Here is a 23,336-nt window from a genome sequence, read left to right on the forward strand (position 1 = left end):
TTGGCGTGCAATAGTGGGTGTCTTTCTGCACACAAGGGCTATGCGGCCAAGACGTCTATGGTTCCTGTAGCATGGCGATAAAGCAGGGCCATCAGTTGGCTCACATCCAAGCATTGGATCAGCATTTGTCCCGGATGGGCTTTGATCAAGTGGGTGATCAGTTTGCCAGCCACACCAGATAATGCAGGTGCTTTGACAATGCGTTGGTGTGCAAATGTGCCAACACCATGCAATTCACTGACCAGCAAACCAACGCATTGCTGACCATGCTCCAACACAATGACTTGGCTTTGTTGCGTCCAGACAGAGGCTTGCCCAGAGAGCAGGTGGCCCAAATCAAACACCCAGACATACCCAGAGATACTGCCTTGGGCTTTGCGTGCCAAGGTGCCTACGCAATAGGGCCGTCGTCCAGCAGATACCGGGGCAATGGCGCTGGCCGGTAATGCTTCCAGTACGGTTTTGGCCTCCAGTGCCATGAGCGAGGAACCCACAAAAAATGTGGCCATCTCTACCCCTTCGGTGGCAGGCACTTCGGTCAGCAATGCGGCCCGTTGTCGGTGTACTGCATCGACCGCTGTGCTTTGCAAGGCACCCAGACGCTCAAAAGACACTGCCAGCACGTCCTCGCGATAGCCATCGCTGCGTTTGAATTCGCGATAACCCGATGATGCCGAACAACCAACGATGCAATAGTGCCCATCCATGACCATCACCCGCGACAGGCTTTGTCCGCGCTCAAGTTGCAAGAGGTCTGGGGGCAAACCCAAGCTACTGCCCGTTGGATAACTGGCGTGGGTGCTGGAAAGAACGTGCCCTTGGCGGTTGATGAAGGCGGCTTGAATCCCCGGCTTGTCTAATGTGCTGCCATGCAGCATGGCAACAAATTCTTGAGGTGCGTTAAACACAATCCCAATACCCCCCACCACTGCTGCATGGGAGCCTGGCGCCCGAATGGCCGCATGGTAGGTATAGGTAGCTTGCCCATCACACAGTGCCGAAACATGCCACGGGCTGACATGGTAGGCTTGGGTGTTGGGCAGCGCCAGCACTGCGGACAGTGCTTCTGCTTCAATCTGCATGTCGAGCACACTGCTGCCATCGGCCAAATGGGGGCGGCTGGCCGCCACAATACGGCCTTGCCGGTCGTACACCACTAAGCGGGCATAAACGGTATAGAGAGCATGGATGTGCTCAAGTATGGCCGTGATGCGTGCCAAGGCGTCTTTTCCGGGCTGTGGATGGGCCAGCAAAGTGCCTAATTCTGGGGTCTGCGCCCACCACCGGCAGTCGTTGGCCCGCTCGTAAAGGTTGCGATCCAGCAGATCCACCAGCAAATGGGTTAGCAATTCACTGTCGCGGGTACGGGAGCTGAGCACCGTGCCATACAAATCACGGATAGATTGGTTGAAAACTTCATTGGTTCGGGCGCCAGTTTGACCAATCTGTTCTAGTACGGCCTTGAGTTTTTGCTCACTGCCCCGTTCGGTGGCTGTCATGACCTGACCGTTCCACACCACACGCCGGATGGTTTGTGCTGCCAATACAATTTCATTCAGCGGCGGGCAAAACGTTTGAGCATGGGCCAACAATCCCAGTGCGACCGATGGTTCAAGGCGGTCGATGGTCTGGCTTGGTTGGGTGGAGAAAGCCAACTCAATAGGAACCATGACTTGTCCTGCCCAACCTTGGGGCCCAGGATAGCCTTGGTAGCCTTGGGCTACCGCTGTTTGCACCAGATAGGTGCGGCCACCACACACCATTGGTTTTGGCGCACCACTATGGTTCACAGGGACAGGGGCACCCACCGGAATCCATAAAGGGTCGCTGCTGGCAATCACCCGTTGCTGGGCATCTAGTAGCAAGGCAATGCTGTGGTGATCTTGGTGTTGATGGGCTTGAAAGATACCTTCCATCTCGCTACCAAAGGCAAAGCTCAGGCAAAGCACGCCCACGGCTTCTCCGTTGCGGGGATCTAACATCCGATGGGAATACAGCAGTGCATGGGTTTTGCTGGGACGCAAATTGCTTGCCCGAAAAGTCTCGATGTAACCTCGGCCTTGCAAGGTCTGGGCAATCAACGGGTCGTGACTGCCTTCGATGCGGGAGTCGGCATCTGTGTGAACTAGCACGGTGCCTTGTGCATCAAGCAGCAAAATCTCGTCATATACCGTGTATTTGTTGCGATATTCCTGCAAACGCTCAAGAACGGGTTCTGGGTCGGTGTCAATACCGGCCACAAATCTGCACAAGTTCTGATCGGTAGCCAAGAAGCCCACATCGGCAGTGCGCTCGTACAGGTTGCGCACCACAATATCAATCACATGGCGCGCACTGGTGCCAATCTCGGCCATCACTTCCTGAATGGATTCTTGTACCAGTGAAGTCACCAGTTCGCTCTCGAGCCGCTGGAAACCTTCACGGGTGGCACTCATCATGGGCAATAGGCTTCGGGCTTCCTCAGGGCAGTTCATTTTGGCGGAAGCCTCAATCAGCCGCCACATCAGGTTGAGTTCGCGCAGTGCATTTTCACAACGTGCAACATCGCGCATGAAGGGGATGAAGGTGTCCGTGTGGACAGTGGCACTTGAGGACATGGCGGACTTCGCTTTCTGGACAGGGCTGTGAAACAGAATGCAAAAGCTGGGCCATGTCTCAGCGTGTCATGGTTGTTGCCAAGGCAGTGGCGCTTGCCAGCGCCCCACCCATTCAATGAACTCCTCTATAGGCATGGCTTGGGCAATGCAATACCCTTGTGCGAGATTGCAACCCATTTGCAGCAACATGCTGCCTTGGGCTACCGTCTCTACACCCTCGGCAATCACGCGGTAGTCGAATGACCGTGCCAATCCAATGACACCCTGCACGATAGCCAGATCACCAGCATCATCGGCCATGCCTCGCACGAAGCTTTGGTCGATCTTGATGGTCTCTAGGGGCAAACGGCGCAGGTAGGTCAGGGAGGAGTAGCCTGTGCCAAAATCATCCAATGCAGTACATACGCCCATTTCCCGCAGCTGTAAGAGGGTTTGTGCCACAGGCTCTAGGTTGTAAAGGGCGGCCGTCTCAGTGATTTCGATGCGTAAGCTGCCTTTGGGGAGTTGGGGATAACAGGCCATCCGCTGGGCCAACCAATCAGCAAAGTCTGCCTGCTGCAAATGCGGTGCCGCAATATTGATACTCACGGGCAGCAGCAAGCCGTGGTTGTGCAGTGTCACCGCCATATCGAGCGCGGTGTCTACCACCCAGGCACCAAATATGGTTTCTAAGGCGGTGCCTTGCATTTGCGGCAAAAAACTGCCAGGGGCCAACAGTCCCTTTTCAGGATGATTCCAGCGCACCAAGGCTTCGGCACCAATCACCGTGCCTTGGCGCATATCAACCTTGGGTTGCAGGTAGAGCACAAACTGGTGTTGGGTCAGGGCTGTGTGTAGGCGAGCGGTATGGGCCAGCACTTGCTGTGCCGCGCGTTCAGAAGCTGCATCAAACTGAAAGAAGCGATTGCGCCCCGCTTGTTTGGCGTGGTACATCGCCTGATCGGCATGGCGCAGCAAGGTGTCGGCATCGGCATCATCTTGTGGATACAAGGTGTAGCCAATGCTGGCGGTGACGGTGACTGATTCATGGCCAAGACTGTACGGTGCAGCCAGACCTTCCATGACATGGTGTAGGGTTTGTTCACAATCGATGCTGCTGTGTAGACCGGGCAGCAAAATAATGAACTCATCTCCTCCCAATCGGGCCACACAATCGGTGGCACGCAATGCATGGGTGAGGCGATTGGCAGCCACCACCAATAAGTGGTCTCCTGCTTCGTGTCCGTGTTGGTCATTGACGGGTTTAAAGCCGTCCAGATCCAGGTAGGCTACTCCAAGGAGGGTGCCCAAGGTGCGGGCCTGTTCCATGGCTTGCGTGAGGCAACGAGCTAACAACACACGGTTGGGCAGGCCCGTGAGTGCATCGTGGTGTGCCAGCCGGTGCAGTTGTTGTTCGTGTTCGTGTTGGGGCGTGACGTCCATCGACACCCCCAACATCCGCACGGGATGACCACTGACATCGTGGGCCACACTTTTACCGAGGTTGCGAATCCAGCGCATACCACCACTGTGTTGGGGGACACGCCAGGTGGCATCAAAGTGCGTGACCGAATGTCGGGTATGCCGATCCAGTTCTCGTGCAATTTTGGGTACATCTTCAGCCACCGTGCATTGCTGCCACGGCACTGGTTCACTGGCCCCTTCTTCATTGGGATGCAGTCCCCGCATGGCCCGCCAGCGGACGTCACCTTGGATGAGGCCGGTTTGCATGTCCCAATCCCAACGCCCTAGGGAGGCAGCCGCCATAGTGAGTGAGAGCAGTGCCTCGCGCTCACGTACCTGTGCCTCGGCCCGTTTGGATGCATCAATGTCTTGCATAACCCCACGGATACGCACTACCCGGCCCTCTTCCACGACAGGCTCACCCAGCGCACGCATCCAAACCAAGCGGCCATCAGCCCTGACGATCTCAATTTCTAAATTCCACTCCACCCGCTGGCGGATGCACTGGCGCAGCGCATTGCGAAACGTGTCGTGCCAAGTAGGCGCCACATGGCGCTGGACATAATCGCGCGGCAGTGGACTGCCCGGCGGCAAACCATGAATTTCGTAACAAACGTCTGACCAGTACACGGGCCCACGACCCGGCAAGTCCTCCCAGACGCCCAAACGTGCTAAACGTCCGGCTTGTTGCAACAGACTATTGCTGGCTTGCAACTCCTCGTAGATGCGTTGCTCACGCGTGATGTCGTGAAACACAAAGACAAAACATTCTTCATCGGCAGTAGGCACCGGGTAGGCCGACATTAGACCATGCACTTTGGTGCCATCAGGGCGCTGTGCCACCATGGGTAATTTGTCTACCTTGCCGTGGCGCTGATAGAGCTGCATCAACCGGGAGCGTTCATGGGGAGTGGCCCATATTTTCAGTGCTGCCGAGGTGTGCCCCACGATGGACTCGCGGGGCAGGCCCATTAAAGTGCAAAACGCTGGATTGACTTCTACAAAGCAGCCATCGGCCACGCGGGCCATCCCTGCTGGATCTGGCAGGGCTTGGTAGATCGTGTTGTATTTGGCCTCTGAGGCCCGCAGTGCTTCTTCTGTGGCACGCTGTTCGGTAACGTCGGTGATGATGCCAACAATACGCAGTGCCCGGCCCCGGTGTTCTTGTGCGGTGGTACAACCACGCACCCGCACCCAGCGCCAGCTACCAACGGTGTTGCGCACCCTGAATTCGACTTCGTAGTTTTTGGTCTTTCCGCTCAGCACAGGCCGCAGCTGTGCTGCTGTGACAGCCATATCGTCAGGATGTTGCAGGCTGCGCCAATAGGCCGTACGCTGGCGCTCGGGCAACTCCAACAAACCATAAGGACGGTAGAAATCACCATGAAATGAAAGCTGGTGGTTACGCAAGTCCCAAGTCCAGCGTCCGCCGCCAGTGGCCTCCAAGGTGGTCAGCAGTTCTTGCTCACGCTGGCTCAGAGCCTGGAGCGGATCCATCGCGTTCATGTGTCAGTGTTCCTGTGTGTCGGCGTGGAGTATCGTTGCACCAGCGCCGTCTGTCGCTGGTCAAAGAGCAGGGGTTAACCCGATTGACATGCTTTGGCACTGTGCAGATTCGAGCTGCAACAAAGCAGACTTGCGTTCTAACCCACCGGCATAGCCAGTCAGGCTGCCATCTTGGCCCAGCACTCTATGGCAAGGAATGATCACGCTGATCGGATTGCGGCCTACGGCAGCCGCCACGGCACGCACTGCAGAGGGTTTACCCAAATGCTTGGCCAGCGCCGAATAGCTGCATGTTTGGCCGTAACGGATGTGGCGCAACGCCTGCCACACCGATTGTTGGAAGGGCGTGCCACTGGAACAATCCAGCGGCAGGTCAAATGTGGTTCGTTGGCCTTCCCAATAGGTTTGTAATTGTTCCAAGGTAGCATGCACATACGGGTTGTCGGCATGGTGTGGCCACGCATCTAGACATGTTGGCATGTGGCGCTGACCGACAAACCACAGACCACACAAACCCTGCGGTGATGCAGCCAAGGCCAGCTCCCCCCACGGGCTGTGGGCACGGTACTGAACGGTGTTGGGATGAAAGGGCATGTGTTTCCTACAAAGGATGGAATACAAAAAGACTTATAGCAAGGGATGTAGGCATTTTCCTGACAATGGCCTGCCGCCTACAATGCCGCCGACTTTTTCTTTTCCCTTTCCTGAAAGTTCCAACCTGTGCAGCCCTCTCCCTCTATCTTCAAGGCTTATGACGTTCGCGGTATCGTGCCTGCCACATTAAACGAAGAGGTGGCACGGGGGCTGGGCCGGGCCTTTGGCACTGCGGCGCGGGCCGAAGGGCAAACCACCGTTGCCGTAGGGCGTGATGGTCGTTTGTCTGGGCCTGCATTGAGTGCTGCCTTGATTGCCGGTTTGATCGACGTGGGCATTGACGTGATTGACGTGGGCATGGTCACTACACCGCTGCTGTATTTTGCGGCCCACACCTTGTGCCAGTCGGGTATTCAAGTCACAGGCAGCCACAACCCTAAAGATTACAACGGCTTCAAAATGGTGCTGGCGGGGCGGGCCATTCATGGTGAAGAAATTCAAGCATTGCGCCACACCATGGAGACGGAAAGCTGGCAATTGGTTCCGGGCGGACAGGTGCGTCAAGCAGACGTTCTGGCTGCTTACCAAGCGCGTATTTGCAATGATGTGCATTTGGCCCGTCCAATGAAGATCGTGGTCGACTGTGGCAACGGGATTGCTGGTGCTTCGGCTCCAGCGATTTTTCGGGCATTGGGTTGCGAAGTGATTGAGCTGTTCTCCGAAGTAGACGGCAATTTTCCTAACCACCACCCTGACCCGAGCAAGCCCGAAAATCTGCGCGATCTGATCGCCGCTTTGCACACCAGTGGTGCTGAATTGGGATTGGCCTTTGATGGCGATGGAGACCGCTTAGGCATCGTCACCAAAGATGGACAGAACATCTTTCCCGATCGCCAAATGATGTTGTTTGCACAAGACGTGCTCAGCCGTGTGCCAGGGGGACATATCGTGTTCGATGTCAAATGCACACAGCGGCTGGCACCGGCCATTGTGGCCGCAGGCGGCATACCAGTGATGTACAAGACAGGCCATTCACTGATCAAGGCAGAAATGAAGCAACTCGCGGCCCCGCTGGGTGGCGAGATGAGCGGCCATATCTTCTTTAAGGAGCGTTGGTTTGGGTTTGATGATGGCACCTATGCCGGTTGCCGCTTGCTGGAAATCCTGAGCCGCCATGTCGATCCCAGTGCTGTGCTCAATGCCCTGCCCTGCAGCCACTCCACCCCCGAACTGAATGTGCCCTGTGTTGAAGGGGAGCCGCACCGCCTCAGTGCCCAATTACAGGCTTTGGCCGCCCAAACTTTCGCTGCTCCAGCCCAAGTGAGCACGATTGATGGTTTGCGGGTGGATTGGCCAGATGGTTTTGGGCTGATTCGGGCCAGCAACACCACACCAGTACTGGTTTTGCGTTTTGAGGGACAAACCCCCGAGGCTCTACAGCGTATTGAAGCGACCATGTTAGCCCTGCTGCAGCGTGTTAAGCCAGATGCCCAGCTGGGCCATGCTGCACACTGATTGCGTTGACGCCTGATGCTGATGCCCTCCTTGGCCCGTGCTCTCTATAGCACCCTGATCTATTTGGCACAACCTTTACTACGGTACAAGTTGCGCCGTCGGGCTGTGGCCGAGCCAGGGTATGGGCTGGCTGTGGAAGAACGGTTCGGGCATTACGGAAATCACCATAGCGCAGCAACACCCGAACAAGATGCTAAGGCTGGTTGGATTTGGATTCATGCGGTATCACTGGGTGAAACCCGTGCGGCCGCTATCTTGTTGACGGCGCTGCGCCAACAGCGGCCCCATTTGCGCTTGCTGCTAACGCACAGTACCGCCACAGGCCGCACTGAAGGCCAGAAGCTGCTGCAACCCGGAGATCGGCAGGTTTGGCTGCCTTGGGACACGCCGGGGGCTGTCCAGCGTTTTTTGCGCCGATTCAGACCAATGTTGGGTATTTTGCTGGAAACAGAAATTTGGCCTAACCTGATCGCCATGTGCCAGCAGCACCATGTGCCCTTGGTACTGGCCAATGCCAGATTGAATGAAAAGTCGTACCAACAAGCACGGCGCCTCGGTTGGCTAGCCCGTCCAGCCTATGCAGGACTGACCGCAGTTTATGCCCAGAGTGATGCGGATGCCAAACGCTTGTGTGCACTGGGCGCTCCCGTGCAAGGGGTGTTTGGCAACCTGAAATTTGATGCCATACCCGATGCAGCGCAAATCACCCAAGGCCGACTTTGGCGTAGCCATATCAACAAACCAGTATTGCTGTTAGCCAGCAGCCGTGAAGGAGAAGAGGAGCTGTGGTTGCAGGCATGGCAAACATGGGCGGCACAGGCTCAAACCCACCGCAATGTGCAGTGGCTCATTGTGCCCCGCCATCCACAACGTTTTGATGCAGTGGCCACTGTGCTGGAGCAGGCAGGATTGCGCGTGTCACGGCGTAGCCAGTGGAAAGACTATCCTGAGCCTGCAGATGTCTGGATAGGAGACACCATTGGCGAAATGGCTTTCTACTACAGCTTGGCTACGGTGGCATTGCTGGGGGGGAGTTTTGCCCCCTTGGGTGGACAGAATCTGATTGAAGCGGTAGCCTGTGGCTGTCCTCTTGTGTTGGGCCCGCATACTTTCAACTTTGCCGAGGCGGCCACACTGGCACTCAGGCAAGAAGTGGCCCGCCCTGCTGCCGATATGGCACAAGCCATTGCGATTGCTGAGACTTGGATTCAGGAGGGGGCTTTGTTGGAAAAAGCGCAAGCGGCTGCCCTCTTGCTCAGCCAAGAACACCGGGGTGCCGCCCAAGCAACCGCAACCGCGGTGGAGTCGGTACTGTCCAAAGTAGGTTGATCAAAATCACTTTCAGATTAGAAATGCGTCCCATTAACGATTTGAAACTGGAAAAACCCCATCATCTGCCCGATGATGCCCCGCCATGCTGAAAGAAAACATTCACTTCAACACCATCAACAGTGCCTATCCCCACATTGGCGATAAGCTAGAGATGTTCTGGGGCCATTTGGATTTTGTTCGCTATGTGGACAGACTCATCTACGACACCCGCGATGGAGGCCGTAAGGGGTTTCCGCCCGCGGTGTTTATGGCCTTGCACCATCTGTCTGAAGACCATCTTGATGCCTACCCCCACCTGCGTACCTTGGCGAAAAAAGACTTTTGAATGCAGGGTGCCGTTGGTTGCAGATGGGCCGTGCTGCATTAGCGCATCATTTTGAAGTAAGCAGTGGTCACGGCAATTTGGGACTCATCCAGCGAAGTTGCTGTAGAGCTGCCAAAGGCCATGCGCTCATCCACCGGCCAATCAGCGCCAGTGGTTGTTGCGGTGGTGTCGTTGGCTAGTGATTGGGCACGCAACCGGCCAAAACGAGCGTCGCCGTGACCATCAATTTGTTGATCCAACATGGCCGCCAACGAATAGGTAACGCCACGGACTACCATCACATTGCGCGGACGTGAGTCGTATGCTGCGACTGATGCGCCAGGCTCAGCCCAATTTACACTTTGGAAGCACACTTGCACTTCTTGTGGATTGCCGTTGCTGTCGAGATAAGCATACCGATCTGCTTGCCCTTCAGCTCTGCCCTCTGGTAACCGAACACCGGCAGCTAAAAAAGCGTTGATCATGGCATTGCCACACAACTCGGTGCCTGCCGTTGCACTGCTGCCATTGACACGGCCTGTGGGATTGGTTGGGCTGTCTGCTGGGGGATACCCCACTCCATTGACAAAGGTTTCATAGGCCAGTTGCCAGCCTTGGATGAAATCGGTGGACAGGCGCTGATTGGCTGCGGTACGTTGCAGGTCACGCCCAATGGCTACTGCCCCTAGCAACAAGCCAATCACGACCAAAGTAACGCTCAGTTCCAGCAACGAGAAGCCTTTTTGGCGGCGGATTATGGTACCAATAGGATGTGATGTTGATGGGGTCATGGTGGGTAGAAAATTCAAAAACCGAGGGCATCAGCCGTCAAGGTATTGCGGTTGACAGAGATCGCCAAGTTGGTCATGGCCGTAGTGCGGGTGGCAAAGTCGCTGTGTACATCCTCCGCTTCAGCCAATGAGGAAATGCTGTCGGCCATTGCCAGCCCTGCAGCAACGCCCCCTGCGGCGGCAGCCACAATACCGGCTGCGGCCAAGCCGATTTGGAAAGAGCGTGCCCCTACAGACATGGTGGTGTCTGCAGTGGCTGAGAGCATTTCTTTTGCTGCGTCCAATACGCCACTGGCAGCCCCTGCCACCCCTGCGCCAGCGGCAGCCACATCCGCTTCTGCCAATTTGACACTGACATACAGTTGGTCTCGGTAGTCATACAGCGCCCGCTCCAGCACAAAGGCACCAGTGGCGGCGTTAAAGTGGGCATGGGAGGCTGCAGACAACGCACCCGCACATTGCAACTCTGAAAAAAGCTCAGCATGGCTGGCAGCCAGCACCACATCATCATAGGCGTTGGAAACGGCCATCCCAGGCGCCTCAAAGGTAGGCGCACTGCTGCTGGCGCTGGCATTGGCGCCATCAAAATTTTGGCCGTTGCCATCGGCATCCAACAAACCAGGTGCTGCAATTAAAAACGCCACAGGCCGACGGCCTGCAAGCATGTTTACCGCCAGTTGCCCTGCTGGTGCAACCAGAGCTTCGCTGGCCGTATTCAAGGCCAAACACACATCTATCTGATTGACGGATTGTGCTCCCCCCAGTGGGCACGGAGGGCTGTTGGCAGCATTGCAGGCCGTATTGAGGGGATTGGCTGGATCACCAGACTGGGTAGCCCCCAATAAACCCGCAGCGACAGAAGGCACAGGTGGTGCGTTCGCATTAGGGGCATTACCGTTTTGGGGCGTTGGATTTGGTGTGCGCACCCGCAATGGATTCATGCGGTCTTTGATCGCGGCCAAATCACGATCTTCGTGTGCCACAGCCGAATCTTCTCGGTAGACCCCATAACGCAATGCCCCCGCTTCTGGCCGGGGCAGTCCTAGCGTGCGCCAAGGCACAAACCCCACTTGGCGCAACCCTGTGCCTTCAGTACAAGACTCCACCCCCAGAGCGTCTGCTGCCGGACAGGGTAAACGGTAGTTGGCGTGCAAAAAACCAACCACAGCATCCCGTGCCTGCTGTTGCACATTGGCTTGTGAGGCAGATACACGTTGCCGTTCAGAAAGTTGCCAATAAACCACCGCACCGGGCAGAATCAAACCCAAAGCCAGCAGAGCTACAGATATCTCCACCAAGGTAAAGCCCGCCATTCGACGCCGCATTTTCATGGGTTCAATCCCTTTGTATCCAGCCGGATGGCTTGGGTCAGTGCCTGAGTGAAGGTGTCGTAGACCTGAACGGCGTACGTGTCGGCTGCTGCCAACTTGTCTTTAGAGTCCTCTAAGGCCTCTTGGGCATCGGTCAGGTCTTGGGCGGCAAGTACCGTTTCAGCCACGGCTACACCCACATTGACCGCCGCCATCGCCACAATAAACGCTGTGACACCTTCGGTATTGGCGGCAGAGGCAATACTCAAAACGGCACTGGTGGTTGCCAAGGCCAAACCCATGGCAGCCATCGTGACCCCAGCCTCCGCAGACTCTAAAGCTGATTCTGCTGTGGCAATGTCAAATACCCGCAAAGACCAGTACTGTTGCATCACCCGTGCATTGTCATAGGCAGCATAGGCGCCTTGGGCGCTGGCTTGCATGGCCCCCAAGCGGCCCACACAGCCCAAACGGGTGCCAAGGTCGGCTGGCCCCACCGCCAAAGCTATATCGTCAAAATCATGTTGTTGTGCCTGCCCCGGAAGGTCAAATCGCCAAGTGCCACTGGCTCCAATGGCGTTGTTTCCCTCAAATTGGTTATTGCTTCCGGGGTGGACAAGCACATAAGCAACGGGCAAGCTGCTAGACACATTGCCTGCTGTGAGTGCGCCTGCCGCAGAAAGGTTGGCGGCATACCCGCGCAAGGTGCGGCACCAGTCCAAGCCGTTGACTGCAGCACGGCGGGTGTTGGCTTGGGTGATGGCCGCTTGTGCTCTGGCCGCTGCGGCGGTGACTGCTGCCGAGGCAGACAGGGAGCCTGTGTAGGTGGGCAACACCGGCATATCGGTGAAATTAATATTCAAGTCGGGTGATACCGATGCAGAGGGCAATGCTGCCAAATCCATACCAGCACCACGATTGACCCCATAATGCAGTTGCCCCAATTCACTGCTCATACCCAAGGTTCGCCAAGGAAAATGTACGGCTGCAGCATCTACACAAGATTCATTGCCATTGGTGGTAGTGGCAGAGCATGGAAGCCGATGGTGGGCCAACAAGAACCCTTCTAATGCAGCCTGCGCTTCATTGAGCTGTCGTTGCATTTCTGGTCTCTCCATGGGGGCTCGGGTGGTTTCTACCCAGCGCCAAACAAAGATGCCCATCATGCCCATGACGGCCATTGCCACGCCCAATTCAACCAATGAAAACCCGCGTTGGGAGCGGAAGATATTTTTCATCTTGTACCTCCCTTTTGATCTACTGTTTTCAAGATGTTTTCGGCAGCATTGGGTGACATGGGCGTAACACCGGAACCAGTGATATTGCACGGTGGTGGATTGTCGGCCTGTGCTTTGAGCGTGTCATATTGGCTTTTGGCATTGGTTTCACGATCAGAAGCTTTGTCTAGTTGGGCCTGTAAGGCTGCGATTTCTTTCTCAATTTTGGATGGCAAAAGATACTTCCCATCTGGATCGGGGCTGGTGGTGGATGTGCCAAATAAATCACGCAATGCAGCATTAATTCCAGAGTAGGTGCTGGTATCGCCTGCTTGACAAATACCACTTGATGAGGTGCTGCACCCTGTAGCAATGACTGCGCCTGATGCATTGAGAATACTGTATCGGCCGGCATTGAGCAGGCTATTGTAAGCAGATTGATAGCTCGTTTGTGCAGAACCAAGGCTGGATTGGGCCGCAATCAAATCGCTTTGTGCCGTATTCAGATTGTTCTGGGCATTTGTTTTTTCAACCACTGCCTTGTTGTATTCAGATTGCAATGTGGCAGGATCATTCAGCAGAGTTAACTCTGATGTTTTTTCCAGTCGTTGTTTTTGCAATGATTCTTTGGTTGATGGGTTGGTAGTGGCGGCAATTTGGGCATCCAAGGTGGCGATCTCACCTTGAAGTTGGGTGATCATGGTGGTTCGATTGGCTATTTTGTTAGTATAGGATGTGATTTGGTTGTCCCAACTGGTTACAGCCGTCTGATAATTCGTCACTCGCAACGAAGCAGCACTTACACTAGAAGATTGGGTTTGCCAATTAGATGCAGCATCAAAAACAGTTTGAATACGATTATCAATCGTTGTAGTCGATCCAAACGACCGAACTTGTGCCCATAGCGTGTTCATCGCATTGGTTTTGGCTGTATTGGCTATGGCCAAATCCGTTTGCTTTTGGGTGATTTTTGTGCTGATGGTTTGTTTGTCTGTTTTGGCGGTATCCCATTCGGCCTTGGCGGCATTGACTGCCTGTGACATATCCACAGCAGGACAACTTAAGGAGGAAGCAGGTTTTGAACTATCGGCCAGTGCCAAGGCATTGCCCGCCATCACGGCTGCCGTCACATTCAGACCAATCGAGACTACATTGGCCGCAATAACTCCAGCCGTTAGTACCGTGGCTGTAGTTGTATGCTGGGGAGCGGCGGCACAGGCATTCACGGCCAAACCCAAACTGGCAGCACAGGTAGCCCATTCAGCCGCAGCATTGCCGCCATCTGACCCAGCTTCCATGGCGGTGGAAGTGGTTTCAATCGCTGTAATGCCTGCGCCCAATGCTGCAAAAGCCACTGCCCGTTTAGCGGAGTCAATATTATCTTGGCGTAAATCTTCTACTTGTTGCACAACATCCAAGCCCAATGCAACAGTATTGATAGAGTCGATCAGCGTTTGACAGTGGAAAGTGGAATACAAATTGGCAAACGATTTTTCCAATACGATATCGTTATAACTTGCCAGCAGAGGTCTGCGGATGGGGTCTTCTACTGCACTGTCTGCACTGGCATTGACGCCATCAAACAGCGAACCATCCCCATCGGCATCATTGATTCCAGGGTGTACCAAGGCATAGGCCACAGTCCGTACGGGGGTTGAGCGCACCTCTGCCATACCTGCGGTATAGCTGGCTTTCCCGCCTTCATTGAGGCGCTGGCATAAATCAGCCAAGGTGAGAGCACCATTGGAGGCACTCATAGAGGCAAAAGTCTTGCCTGTGTCATCGTATTCCAATGGACGCCAAGCATCATCCAACACTGTCAAATCAAAAGCACCGCCACCGCGTTGAATCAGATATCTGAGTTGGCCTACATCCACTCCAGCATCTGCACCCGCTAGACTCAAAGTGAGAGAAGGGAGCCAACCCTTTTGCGTACCACCGCCACAGTCTTCCAGACCATCGCGGTTGGTGTCAGGGCATGGCAGCCGTTTCAGGACGGTGGCAAAAGTCAGAATGGCCAAATCTGCTTGTGCCAGTGCTTGGCGCTCTTGCTGAGAAGCATCGATGGCAGAGCGTTCGCGCCATTGGAGATAGCCCATAGTGGCAAGGCCACTGAGTACCGCAATCAATAGCAGCACTTGGACCAAGCCAAATCCAAAGGATGGTCGATGAACGGAATGCGGCATCATTTATGGAAAAACCTCAGCAAGAGGGACAAAAGACAGAACGGTGCTCACCATGGGTGCCACCAATCACGGCATACTTTTGCGTAACCACCCCGCCAGTTGTGCTGGAGATTCTGCCAGCACGATGTCATCGGAGTGGACGCGTAAAGGTGCAGCAGGGTTGGCAGCACACAGGCCAGATGTTGTCTGTGGTGTATCAAGGCGGTTGTTGTCTGCGTCCTTGTCTTGTAGTGGAATCACCAGCCAATAGGCCGCCGCCATGACAGGATTAGCGCCACAGTCGATTGCTCCAGACGGCCCGCCATCGCCTGTCAGGTAGGGATGACTTGTGGACAAAGACAATTTGGATGCGTTGTTCAAACCAACGACCAGATCTGTGACATCCAGATAATCTGGCTCGCTGGGCGAATCGTCTGTGCGCTCCTTAATCACTGCCAAATCTGCGTCTTGCAGTGGATCTGCATGCGCAGAGCGAAAAACGGCATACCGTGCACGGTGCAGCGGCGGTGGAATATCTAACCCTAGGCTAATATATGGAAACCATCCTAGTTGATTACCGGCAGTGCATGCCCCAGAAGTCATGGATTCGTAACCGTTGGCTGTTGCATTGGTGTCTGGGCAAGGCAACCGGCCATGTCGCATAGAAAAGGCTCGCAGCATGGATTGAAGTTGTTGTCCCACTGCCTGTGCTCTTTCTCGCTCTTGCTGGGCTGACACTGTTTCGTAGCCACTGAAGGTAGCCCATGATAATAGCCCAGCAACAACCAAGGCTACAGCAACCTCCAGCAGAGAAAATCCAGTCTGTGCTGTACGGGCAGGACAGGATATGCTGGCTACAGTGCATTTCATGGTATTTTTTTACCTGGCAATGGCGCTGAAGCATAGGTTTTTAGCAGCATCGCCTCATGATTAATACGTTGACTGGCTGCACGAATCTCATCAAGCACAGCCTGTGTACGGGCAACGTCCTGTGGTGCAGTGCTGCTGGAAAGCTTTTGAAGCTCAAGGTTGAGTGTCTGAACCGTGATACTCTCATTCAGGATATTGCGTAAAGTCTGAAAATACCGGGGATCAACTTCTCCCTGAGACAGTTGTTCTAGCTCGTTTAATAAGGCCAAAGATTTTTGAGGAGACGCACGATGGCCTTGTGCCAAAACAGCGGACATCTCTGTACGCAGCTGCGTTAATTTTTTACGACGATCTTCTTTGCTCCATGAGGCTACTGGAGTTTTTGCAGCAATAGACTCGGTAGAAGGGCTTGTGGGTGTTGATCTTTTTGGTATCACCCCTGTGGATACCGGGGGGTTATTGGCTTTGAGGGTGGGCACCACAAACCCTGTGGCCCCTAGCAAACCAAGCAAAAGTACCCCACCGCCTACCAATAATGGTTTTTCCATGATTTACCCCATAGTCTGGCTGACAGATTGCCGAACCAAGTCATAAATTGGCAGAAGCAGCGCAACTATCAAAAATAGGAATAAACCACCTGCCACTAAAATAATGACAGGCTTCAGAATTTCTGCCAGCGATTTTACCAATACTTCCAAGCGTTTACGGTATTCAGCAGCCAAATGCGATAGCTGGTCATCTAAACTACCAGATTCCTCCCCTACAGCAATCATGCGTACGGCCATTGCCGGAAACCCACCTACACGGCGCATGGATGATGATACCGATTCACCTCTGGACACTGATTCAGAGATTTGTAGCAAACGCACTCGGTAGTAACGATCTTTGGTGGCACGTCCTAAAATACGCAAGCTGGAAACCAAATCTACCCCCGCACGTACCAAGATAGACAAATGCTCTGTCATGTGCGCCATACCAGAGGATACCAACAATGTACGGGCAATCGGCAAGCGATGCAAAAATGAATAAGTGCCCACCTGAAACCGCTCAGATCGCTTGAATAATATGGTCACAGCTATACTCAAGACGACCAAAACCAATACTACCCAAGGAAGATGATTGGATAAAGCATCGGCAAATGATACCAACCATTCAGTCAAAGGTGGCAATTTGGCTTGTAATTGCTTGAAAAGCCGTGCCATATTGGGCACGACATAATAAATCCAGAAGCCTGCCACACCAAAAATAGTGGCAAAAACAAATGCTGGGTAAATTAGTGCAGTTTTAATGTCACGTTTGATATTCATCATACGTTCTACATGGTCTGCACATTCTCCTAGCATTCGATCTAATGTGCCAGACTGGTCACCAATCGCCACCAGATTGCGCACTGTTTCAGGAAATATATTGGGGTGGCGGTTAAAGGCTTCCGTCATGCTCACACCAGCATTGAGGTCATCGCACATGTGACGCGCCACCGTGGCGACGGCCTGATTACCTCCCACATCACTTTCGTCAATGAGGGTTTTTAAACCCTCCAAGGCCGGCACACCCGCCCGCATCATCAAACCGAGATCGCGCAAGAATCCAGCCAAATCCTCGGTACGCACCTGATGGCGAAACAAGCGCAACACCATGTCTGTTGCACCAGCCAACCATGCGGGCAAACGCCACAGATGAACGACTGTGCCATCTGTTTCTGCCTCTAAGCGCAAACGCGCCGAGAGGTCTCGTTCTACTGCCAAACGCAGCAGACCAGACTTCAAGGCACCATGTGGTAACAACACACGGTAGTAATAAGTGTTGAGAGTAGCCATCTTGTGCTTTGTCTAGGCGAGGTTCAGTCTTCACCCACGGTGCGCAGGATTTCTTCCATCGTGGTTTCACCAGCCAATACACGGTGTCGGGCCAGCGTCAGAATCGGGCGCATTCCTGCGGCCAATGCCCGCTGGCGTGTTTCTGCTCGGTTGGAATCCGATGCAATGGCATCGGCCAAGTCGCGGCTGACAACCAGCATTTCATACACAGGCAAACGACCGAGATAACCCGTATCACGGCAGTGGTGACAACCGGTGCCGTGGTAAACATGCAAAGCTTCGTCGGGTTCTACCTGTCCTAACCACCGGCGCTCCTCGGTAGTAGCCAAGCGTGGTGCCGCACAGTGTGGACAAATACGCCGCACCAGCCGTTGGTTAATGACGGCGACCAAGTTTTCTGCAATGGTTTCTGCATCTACCCCCAGCAGCTTCAGTCGGGGCATGACCCCGAAAATACTGCCTACGTGCAATGTGGACAGCACCAAGTGCCCTGTGGAGGAGGCGTCCAATGCCGCTCTGGCCGTTTCAGGGTCTCGAATTTCCCCCACCAAAATAATGTCGGGGTCATGGCGCAGAAAGTGGCGCATGGCATTGGCAAACTCGTAACCGGCACGGCGATTGACTTCTGTTTGGCAAGCCACAGGAACCCGGTATTCCACAGGATCTTCTACGGTGAGCACATTGCGCTCAATCAAAGGCTGCATACGCAGGGCAGCATGTAGTGTGGTGCTTTTGCCAGAGCCGGTGGGCCCGGTAATCAGGATCAGTCCATGCGGTTTGGAGAATGCCTTGGACATGGCGGCCACGTCTTCAGGCAAAAAGCCGAGGTCATCGAGTTTGTCCAGACTACTGCGCTCGGGCAACATACGCAGCACCATCCGCTCGCCAAACTCTGAAATCAGCGTAGAGACCCGAATAGTGAAGTTTTGCTCCATCACCTGGGCTGTAAAGCTGCCGTCTTGTGGCAATCGTTGCTCACTGGCATCCATATCTGCCTGCAACTTCACATAGACCACCAACCGATCCAGCGCGGGTGACAACGCAAAGATGGGGCGCAGCACACCATCGACCCGCATCAATACCGAACGGCTGCGGGCAGTGGGTGCCAAATGGACATCGGTAGCCCGTTCGCGCACAGCCAAGTGCAGCATGTGTTCCAGCAGACGTGCTGGACTGTAAGCCCGGTCAATGTCGGCCTCGAGTTTGCGCACTTCACTTTCGATCAACCGGGCCGGTGGGTTGTCTGCAAAGTAATAGTGCTGTTGGATAGCCTGCGCCACCCGGTCAAACTCACCCTGAAAGAAACGGCAGTCTTTGCCCAGTTTGCGCCGCACCAGCTCCGTGACCACGTCTGGCTGTGCATCGCCCAGCACCACTTCAATCAGCCCATCGGCTTCTCGCACTGGCAAGAAGCCGTATGTCAGGCACAGCGCACGGTTGAAAACGCCTGCTACTGCCGTATCAGGTTCGGGCATTTCATTGGGGTTCACAAAACTCAAACCCCGTTGACCGGCCAAGTGCAAGGCCACCTCTCTGGCGCTGGCAAACCCCAGTTCTACCAGCAAGTTACCCATAGGCACTTTTTCAATTTTCTGCTTCTGGAGTACGTAATCGATGGCGACGTGAGACACCACCCCGGCTTGTACCAATGCCGCACCCAGTGAAGGACTCTTGTCTTTCAGAACGGCCAATCGATCTGTGCTGGGATCTACAGCATGCTGTGGGCGCAGCGAAGTCGCCAACACGGATTCAGCGGGCTGGTACATTTAAATTCTCCAAAAGCAAGAAAGTCAGTTCGTCTGGTTGTCCTGTTGGGGCCAGACGGTGTTGCTGCTGAAAACGGGACAAAGCCTCTCCCGTTTTGGGGCCGAAAAGGCCATCAGGGGCAGGAATATCAAGCAGGCCTTGGCTTTTGAGCACACTTTGCACGCTGCGAGTGGCCTGCTGGGCGGTCAGAATGTGGCGCACTTGATTACGACTGAGCCAAGCTGCCCAAGTCTCTTCGTCTGCCTTGAAAGAACACACCCGATTGGAAGGGCGCAACATGTCTGCAACACCGGTGGGCAGGCGTTGCACTTGCAGCACATCATCCGCTTCGGCAACGGCCTTCAATTTTTGTTCGCATACTTGACGCGGAGAAAGGGCCACATCTTGTGGATGGCTTTGGGGCGTTGTTTGCTCGGACGGTTCTGGGGTTACTGCCTTGGGGGGCTCAGTCCATGCCTGTGTGGCTGGAGCTGCTGGGGCTGCCGGAGCTGGAACTGTGTTGGCAGGCGCTGCAGGCAAAGGTTCTGCTTGTTGTGCAGTCCAGTACCAGCCTGCGGCGGCTACTGTGGCTGTACCTGCCAGTAAACCCGCGGCAAGCCAGGCCCGCTGCGTGCGATGTTCTGGTGCTGTTGCGCCTGGTGCCATTCCCAGATCCGGGAGGTCGGCCACCGCACGGCCAATCAGGGCCACATCAATCACCGATTGGCGATGACTGGCTAAACCATAAAGACAGCGATCCAACACCAAGTGAACCTGTCGTAAATTACCTTGCGTGACTTGGTACAGTTTTTCTACAGCGGCGGGGTGGATCGATAAGCGTCCCGACGCATTGGCAGCATTGACACGAAAATCAAAATACCGAGTCAACTCGTCTTTTTTCAGACCCGTCAGACGGGTGTGTTTCACAATGCGGCTTTTGAGTTGGCGCAGTTGTGGCGATGCCAAGGTTTGTTCCAGCTCTGGCTGTCCTACCAGAAGAATCTGCAACAGTTTTTCTTGCCCTGTTTCTAAATTGCACAGTAACCGCACCAGCTCCAGAGATTCCACGGTCAGGTTTTGTGCATCGTCGATGACCAGCAGACTGATTTGATCGGCTTGGTGCTGAGCGATCAAAAACTCTGTCAATTGCGTCAAACCTTGCCCCACTGATTCGGCGGGAGGCAGGCCAAAATCTGTTTGAATGGCCGACAACAGCGCCTCACCTTGCAAAAAGGTGTTCAGAATCAGGGCGGAATGGCATTTCCCCGGTGGCAAGGTGTCCAACAAACGCCGCACCATGGTGCTTTTGCCCAGCCCTACCTCCCCCGTCAACAGGGCAAAGCCCTTGCGCGTCTCAATGCAATGGCGGATTTCTGTGAACTCCTCCTCCAACCGTGGGGTGAAGAAGTAAGAGCCTGCATCTGGCGTGGGTGGAAAAGGGTTGCGCACCAGCCCCAGAGCGGCGTACACCGTGCTAGCGGTCATGGCGAATGGCAGGGGTAAAGTGGCTCAGGGCAGCACGCAGTGCAGTGGAGTCGGGTTGCAGCCGTGCAGCCGCATCCAGGGTGGCCCGAGCTTCTTCGGATTGGTGTTGCCGACTTTGAATACTGGCCAGATTGATAGCCGCCTCTTCATCACCAGGCATACGATCCAGAATGGTGCGGTAGCCTTCGGCAGCAGCCGTGTCCCGCCCTGCTTGAAGATCAAACCAGGCTTGCGCGCGTACCAACCCAATGGCACCCGCAGGAAGTTGTTGCTTCAATGCGGCCAATGCCTGTTCTGCATCGGTCTGCTGCCCGCTTTTCATAGCAGCCACAAAACGGGCAAAAAGCAACTCCACCGGGGTCTCCGCTACGGAGGGAGCAGAATGTGCAGCGTCTTTGGTTGCACTCACGGCTGCTGGGGCACGCCGTGGTGATGCCTGCATAGGCTTGGCCACGGCGGCTGTCACTACAGCGGGAGCCGCCGGAGGGGCTGTCTCTGCCACGCGCACCGGGGCCGGTGCTTGTGCTGCTGGTGGTGCAGGTGCAACAGCCACTGGCGGCGCAGTGAGCGTTGTAGGTGCCTCTGCCGTGGCGGGTACAGCTAGTGGCGCCACGGGGGGAGACTGCACCATGGCCTGTGGCGGGATGTTGATGTTGTCTGACAGTTGATCCTGCCACAACATCCAGCCAACACCGCCTGCACCAAGCACACTGACAAAAGCCAATACCCCTCCCAACCAAGCGGGGCGGGCAGCAGTGGTGGCAGGGCGTGACGCCACGGGGGTAGACACAGCAGGGGTGTCCATCGATTTCAGTGCATCATGGATCAGGCTCATAGGACACGCACCCGCAAGACGATGACCAACTCACGGCTGCCATGCACTTTGTTCTCATTGCTGAACAGCTTGCCGAGCAGGGGCACATCAGAGACCCCTGGAGCCCCCCGGTCGTTGGTAGAGCTGCGCTGATCAATCAGACCGCCCACCACGACCACATCGCCATCGGCCACATTCAAAGTGGTAGTGAGCCCCTTGTAACTGACCTTGGGTAAGGACACCAGGTTTTCTCCACCCACGGCCACCAGTTGCAAGCTGCTGGGATCGACATCGCTCTGCATGGGGTTGACCAACAGTTCAATGCGCCCATCATCCCGAACCATGGGCAAGACCCCCACCATCACCCCAGAGAAAACCGTATCGGTTTGCACGCTGGAGGACGTGGTGGTAGCACCTCCGCCCGGTGCGGTTTGCGTGGACGAAGACTGAGACACATAGCGGGTGCTGCTGCCAACCGATAGCAGGGCCGGGGTGCCGTTGCGCACTTGCACGTTCGGGTTGGAGAGCACCTTGAGGTTGCCAAAGGAGCGCAAGGCGTTGATCACCACACCATAGTTGCTGCCTTGGTAGGACAGGCCCGCCGCTGGCCCCGAAACACTGCCAATCAATGCGGCTGGAATAGAAAGGGCTCTGGCTGCATAGCCCGTACTGGCATTGGGCAAAGTGGCTGTGCTACCTGACAGTTGCATGGGAGAGGCACCAAACCCAGCCGCCAGACGGCTGCGCAACGTGGTCCAATCTACGCCAAATTCAAAGTTGTCTGCCAGTTGCACATCGATCAGCTGTGCCTCGACGTACACCTGTTTGCCCAGTACCTTGTGTACTTGGGCTAGCATTTTCTCTACCGCCCTCATTTTCGAGGGCCGGGCTTTGACATAGAGCGTGCCCGTCATCTTGTTCAGGGTAAAGCCTGTGTCATCCCCCATAGTGGGCGTGACTGCCAAGGGGGCATTGGATGCTGTTGCCGAAGAGTTCCCTGACATGCCAGCAGAAAAGGCTGTCGGGGCCGCAGCGGGCGAAGGGTTTGACGAGGAAGGCGATTGCTGCGGCGAACGGGCCTGGGTGTTTTCACCCAGCACCGATTTCAAGGCGTTTTCCAGTTCTAGGTATGGATCACTGTTGCTGCCGCCTCCACCAGAGAGGGTGAGGCTGCCTTGTTGGGCGCCCGAATTACCACCCGTAGTGCTGCCAAAAACGTTGCCACCGGAGCCCATCTGAATACTCGTCTTGGTGTTCAGAAAGTTGAGGGCAAAGAACTTTTCTTCTGTCAAGTTCACCCGCAGGGTGTTGCCACGAAACTCACCCGCCACGTCGTAGGTGCGTAATACTTCGTTAAAACCTTCGCGCAAGGTGATGTGGCGCAGGTGCATGTCTGCGAGCTGCCCCCCTTTGAGGACGGCGGGATCAACAATCAGATTGAGTTTTCCTGCATCGGCAAATGCTTCCAGTATCTGACTGATCGTGGCCTTGGACATGGCAATATTGATCAATTTGCCTTCCAGCGGATCAAACACTGGGGCCACTGGGGCAATGACCGGCGCAGGCGCTGGTTTGTTCAGCCCCTCTTGCAAGGATTGCTGATGGGCCAGCAGGCGCTGCGATTCCAGCACCATGTGCTCTCGCAGCTGATCGGCCGCCACAGCATCTGGCGGTGGGAGGCTGCTGGCACTGCGTGGTGGCTGACCAGCGCAGCCCCCCAGCACCAATACGGCACAGGCCATCACCAAGGGCTTAAGAAAGGGTTGTTTGTTCATGGAACTGTCCTTGGCGCTGCTAAGGTGAGTCTTGAAATTCGTCATGAGGAAGATG

General features: G+C 55.2%; 17 protein-coding genes. 3 read left to right on the forward strand and 14 right to left on the reverse strand.

Annotated elements, in window-relative coordinates; all coding sequences use genetic code 11:
- Positions 1–38: 38 nt before the first annotated feature.
- The 3 genes from ACYVB2_RS06200 to ACYVB2_RS06210 form a co-directional block, all read right to left on the reverse strand.
- Positions 39–2,597, reverse strand: a complete 2,559-nt coding sequence (locus tag ACYVB2_RS06200; RefSeq protein WP_382434031.1) for a chemotaxis protein CheW — start codon at positions 2,595–2,597, stop codon at positions 39–41.
- Positions 2,598–2,663: 66 nt separating this feature from the next.
- Positions 2,664–5,546 (reverse strand): sensor domain-containing protein, encoded by a 2,883-nt coding sequence (locus tag ACYVB2_RS06205; protein ID WP_382434029.1) that lies wholly within the window; start codon positions 5,544–5,546, stop codon positions 2,664–2,666.
- A 60-nt stretch (positions 5,547–5,606) separates the two neighbouring features.
- Complete coding sequence (locus ACYVB2_RS06210) at positions 5,607–6,140, reverse strand: methylated-DNA--[protein]-cysteine S-methyltransferase (RefSeq protein ID WP_382434027.1); 534 nt, start codon at positions 6,138–6,140, stop codon at positions 5,607–5,609.
- A gap of 126 nt (positions 6,141–6,266) precedes the next feature.
- Here ACYVB2_RS06210 and ACYVB2_RS06215 point away from each other — a divergent pair, with 126 nt between their 5' ends.
- The 3 genes from ACYVB2_RS06215 (at position 6,267) to ACYVB2_RS06225 (ending at position 9,312) form a co-directional block, all read left to right on the forward strand.
- Positions 6,267–7,655 (forward strand): phosphomannomutase/phosphoglucomutase, encoded by a 1,389-nt coding sequence (locus tag ACYVB2_RS06215; protein ID WP_382434025.1) that lies wholly within the window; start codon positions 6,267–6,269, stop codon positions 7,653–7,655.
- 21 nt (positions 7,656–7,676) lie between these two features.
- Positions 7,677–8,984, forward strand: coding sequence for a 3-deoxy-D-manno-octulosonic acid transferase (locus tag ACYVB2_RS06220; protein ID WP_382434114.1), 1,308 nt, complete (start codon positions 7,677–7,679; stop codon positions 8,982–8,984).
- An 85-nt stretch (positions 8,985–9,069) separates the two neighbouring features.
- The gene (locus tag ACYVB2_RS06225) at positions 9,070–9,312 is read left to right on the forward strand and encodes a hypothetical protein (protein ID WP_382434023.1); all 243 of its coding nucleotides are present in this window, start codon (positions 9,070–9,072) and stop codon (positions 9,310–9,312) included.
- A gap of 38 nt (positions 9,313–9,350) precedes the next feature.
- Here ACYVB2_RS06225 and ACYVB2_RS06230 read toward each other — a convergent pair whose 3' ends face one another.
- The 11 genes from ACYVB2_RS06230 to mshL form a co-directional block, all read right to left on the reverse strand.
- On the reverse strand, positions 9,351–10,082 hold the full coding sequence (locus ACYVB2_RS06230; RefSeq protein WP_382434021.1) for a type II secretion system protein: 732 nt from the start codon (positions 10,080–10,082) through the stop codon (positions 9,351–9,353).
- A gap of 14 nt (positions 10,083–10,096) precedes the next feature.
- Positions 10,097–11,413, reverse strand: coding sequence for a type II secretion system protein (locus ACYVB2_RS06235; RefSeq protein ID WP_382434019.1), 1,317 nt, complete (start codon positions 11,411–11,413; stop codon positions 10,097–10,099).
- Positions 11,410–12,630, reverse strand: a complete 1,221-nt coding sequence (locus ACYVB2_RS06240; RefSeq protein WP_382434017.1) for a type II secretion system protein — start codon at positions 12,628–12,630, stop codon at positions 11,410–11,412. Before ACYVB2_RS06240 ends, ACYVB2_RS06235 begins: the two co-directional genes overlap by 4 nt.
- Positions 12,627–14,630, reverse strand: coding sequence for a hypothetical protein (locus ACYVB2_RS06245; RefSeq protein ID WP_382434015.1), 2,004 nt, complete (start codon positions 14,628–14,630; stop codon positions 12,627–12,629). The genes ACYVB2_RS06240 and ACYVB2_RS06245 overlap by 4 nt, the downstream gene beginning before the upstream one ends.
- A gap of 231 nt (positions 14,631–14,861) precedes the next feature.
- Positions 14,862–15,644 (reverse strand): type II secretion system protein, encoded by a 783-nt coding sequence (locus ACYVB2_RS06250; protein WP_382434013.1) that lies wholly within the window; start codon positions 15,642–15,644, stop codon positions 14,862–14,864.
- Positions 15,641–16,192 (reverse strand): hypothetical protein, encoded by a 552-nt coding sequence (locus ACYVB2_RS06255; protein WP_382434011.1) that lies wholly within the window; start codon positions 16,190–16,192, stop codon positions 15,641–15,643. Before ACYVB2_RS06255 ends, ACYVB2_RS06250 begins: the two co-directional genes overlap by 4 nt.
- 3 nt (positions 16,193–16,195) lie before the next feature.
- Entirely contained in the window at positions 16,196–17,461 is a 1,266-nt protein-coding gene (locus ACYVB2_RS06260) for a type II secretion system F family protein (protein WP_382434009.1), read from the reverse strand.
- A gap of 23 nt (positions 17,462–17,484) precedes the next feature.
- Entirely contained in the window at positions 17,485–19,227 is a 1,743-nt protein-coding gene (locus ACYVB2_RS06265; protein WP_382434007.1) for a GspE/PulE family protein, read from the reverse strand.
- Positions 19,211–20,692 (reverse strand): ExeA family protein, encoded by a 1,482-nt coding sequence (locus tag ACYVB2_RS06270; protein WP_382434005.1) that lies wholly within the window; start codon positions 20,690–20,692, stop codon positions 19,211–19,213. The genes ACYVB2_RS06265 and ACYVB2_RS06270 overlap by 17 nt, the downstream gene beginning before the upstream one ends.
- The gene (locus ACYVB2_RS06275) at positions 20,682–21,527 is read right to left on the reverse strand and encodes a tetratricopeptide repeat protein (RefSeq protein ID WP_382434003.1); all 846 of its coding nucleotides are present in this window, start codon (positions 21,525–21,527) and stop codon (positions 20,682–20,684) included. Before ACYVB2_RS06275 ends, ACYVB2_RS06270 begins: the two co-directional genes overlap by 11 nt.
- Positions 21,524–23,281: a pilus (MSHA type) biogenesis protein MshL gene (mshL, locus tag ACYVB2_RS06280; RefSeq protein WP_382434001.1), complete on the reverse strand. Its 1,758-nt coding sequence runs from the start codon at positions 23,279–23,281 to the stop codon at positions 21,524–21,526. Before mshL ends, ACYVB2_RS06275 begins: the two co-directional genes overlap by 4 nt.
- Positions 23,282–23,336 lie beyond the last annotated feature (55 nt).

The organism is Giesbergeria giesbergeri (genome assembly GCF_054779375.1).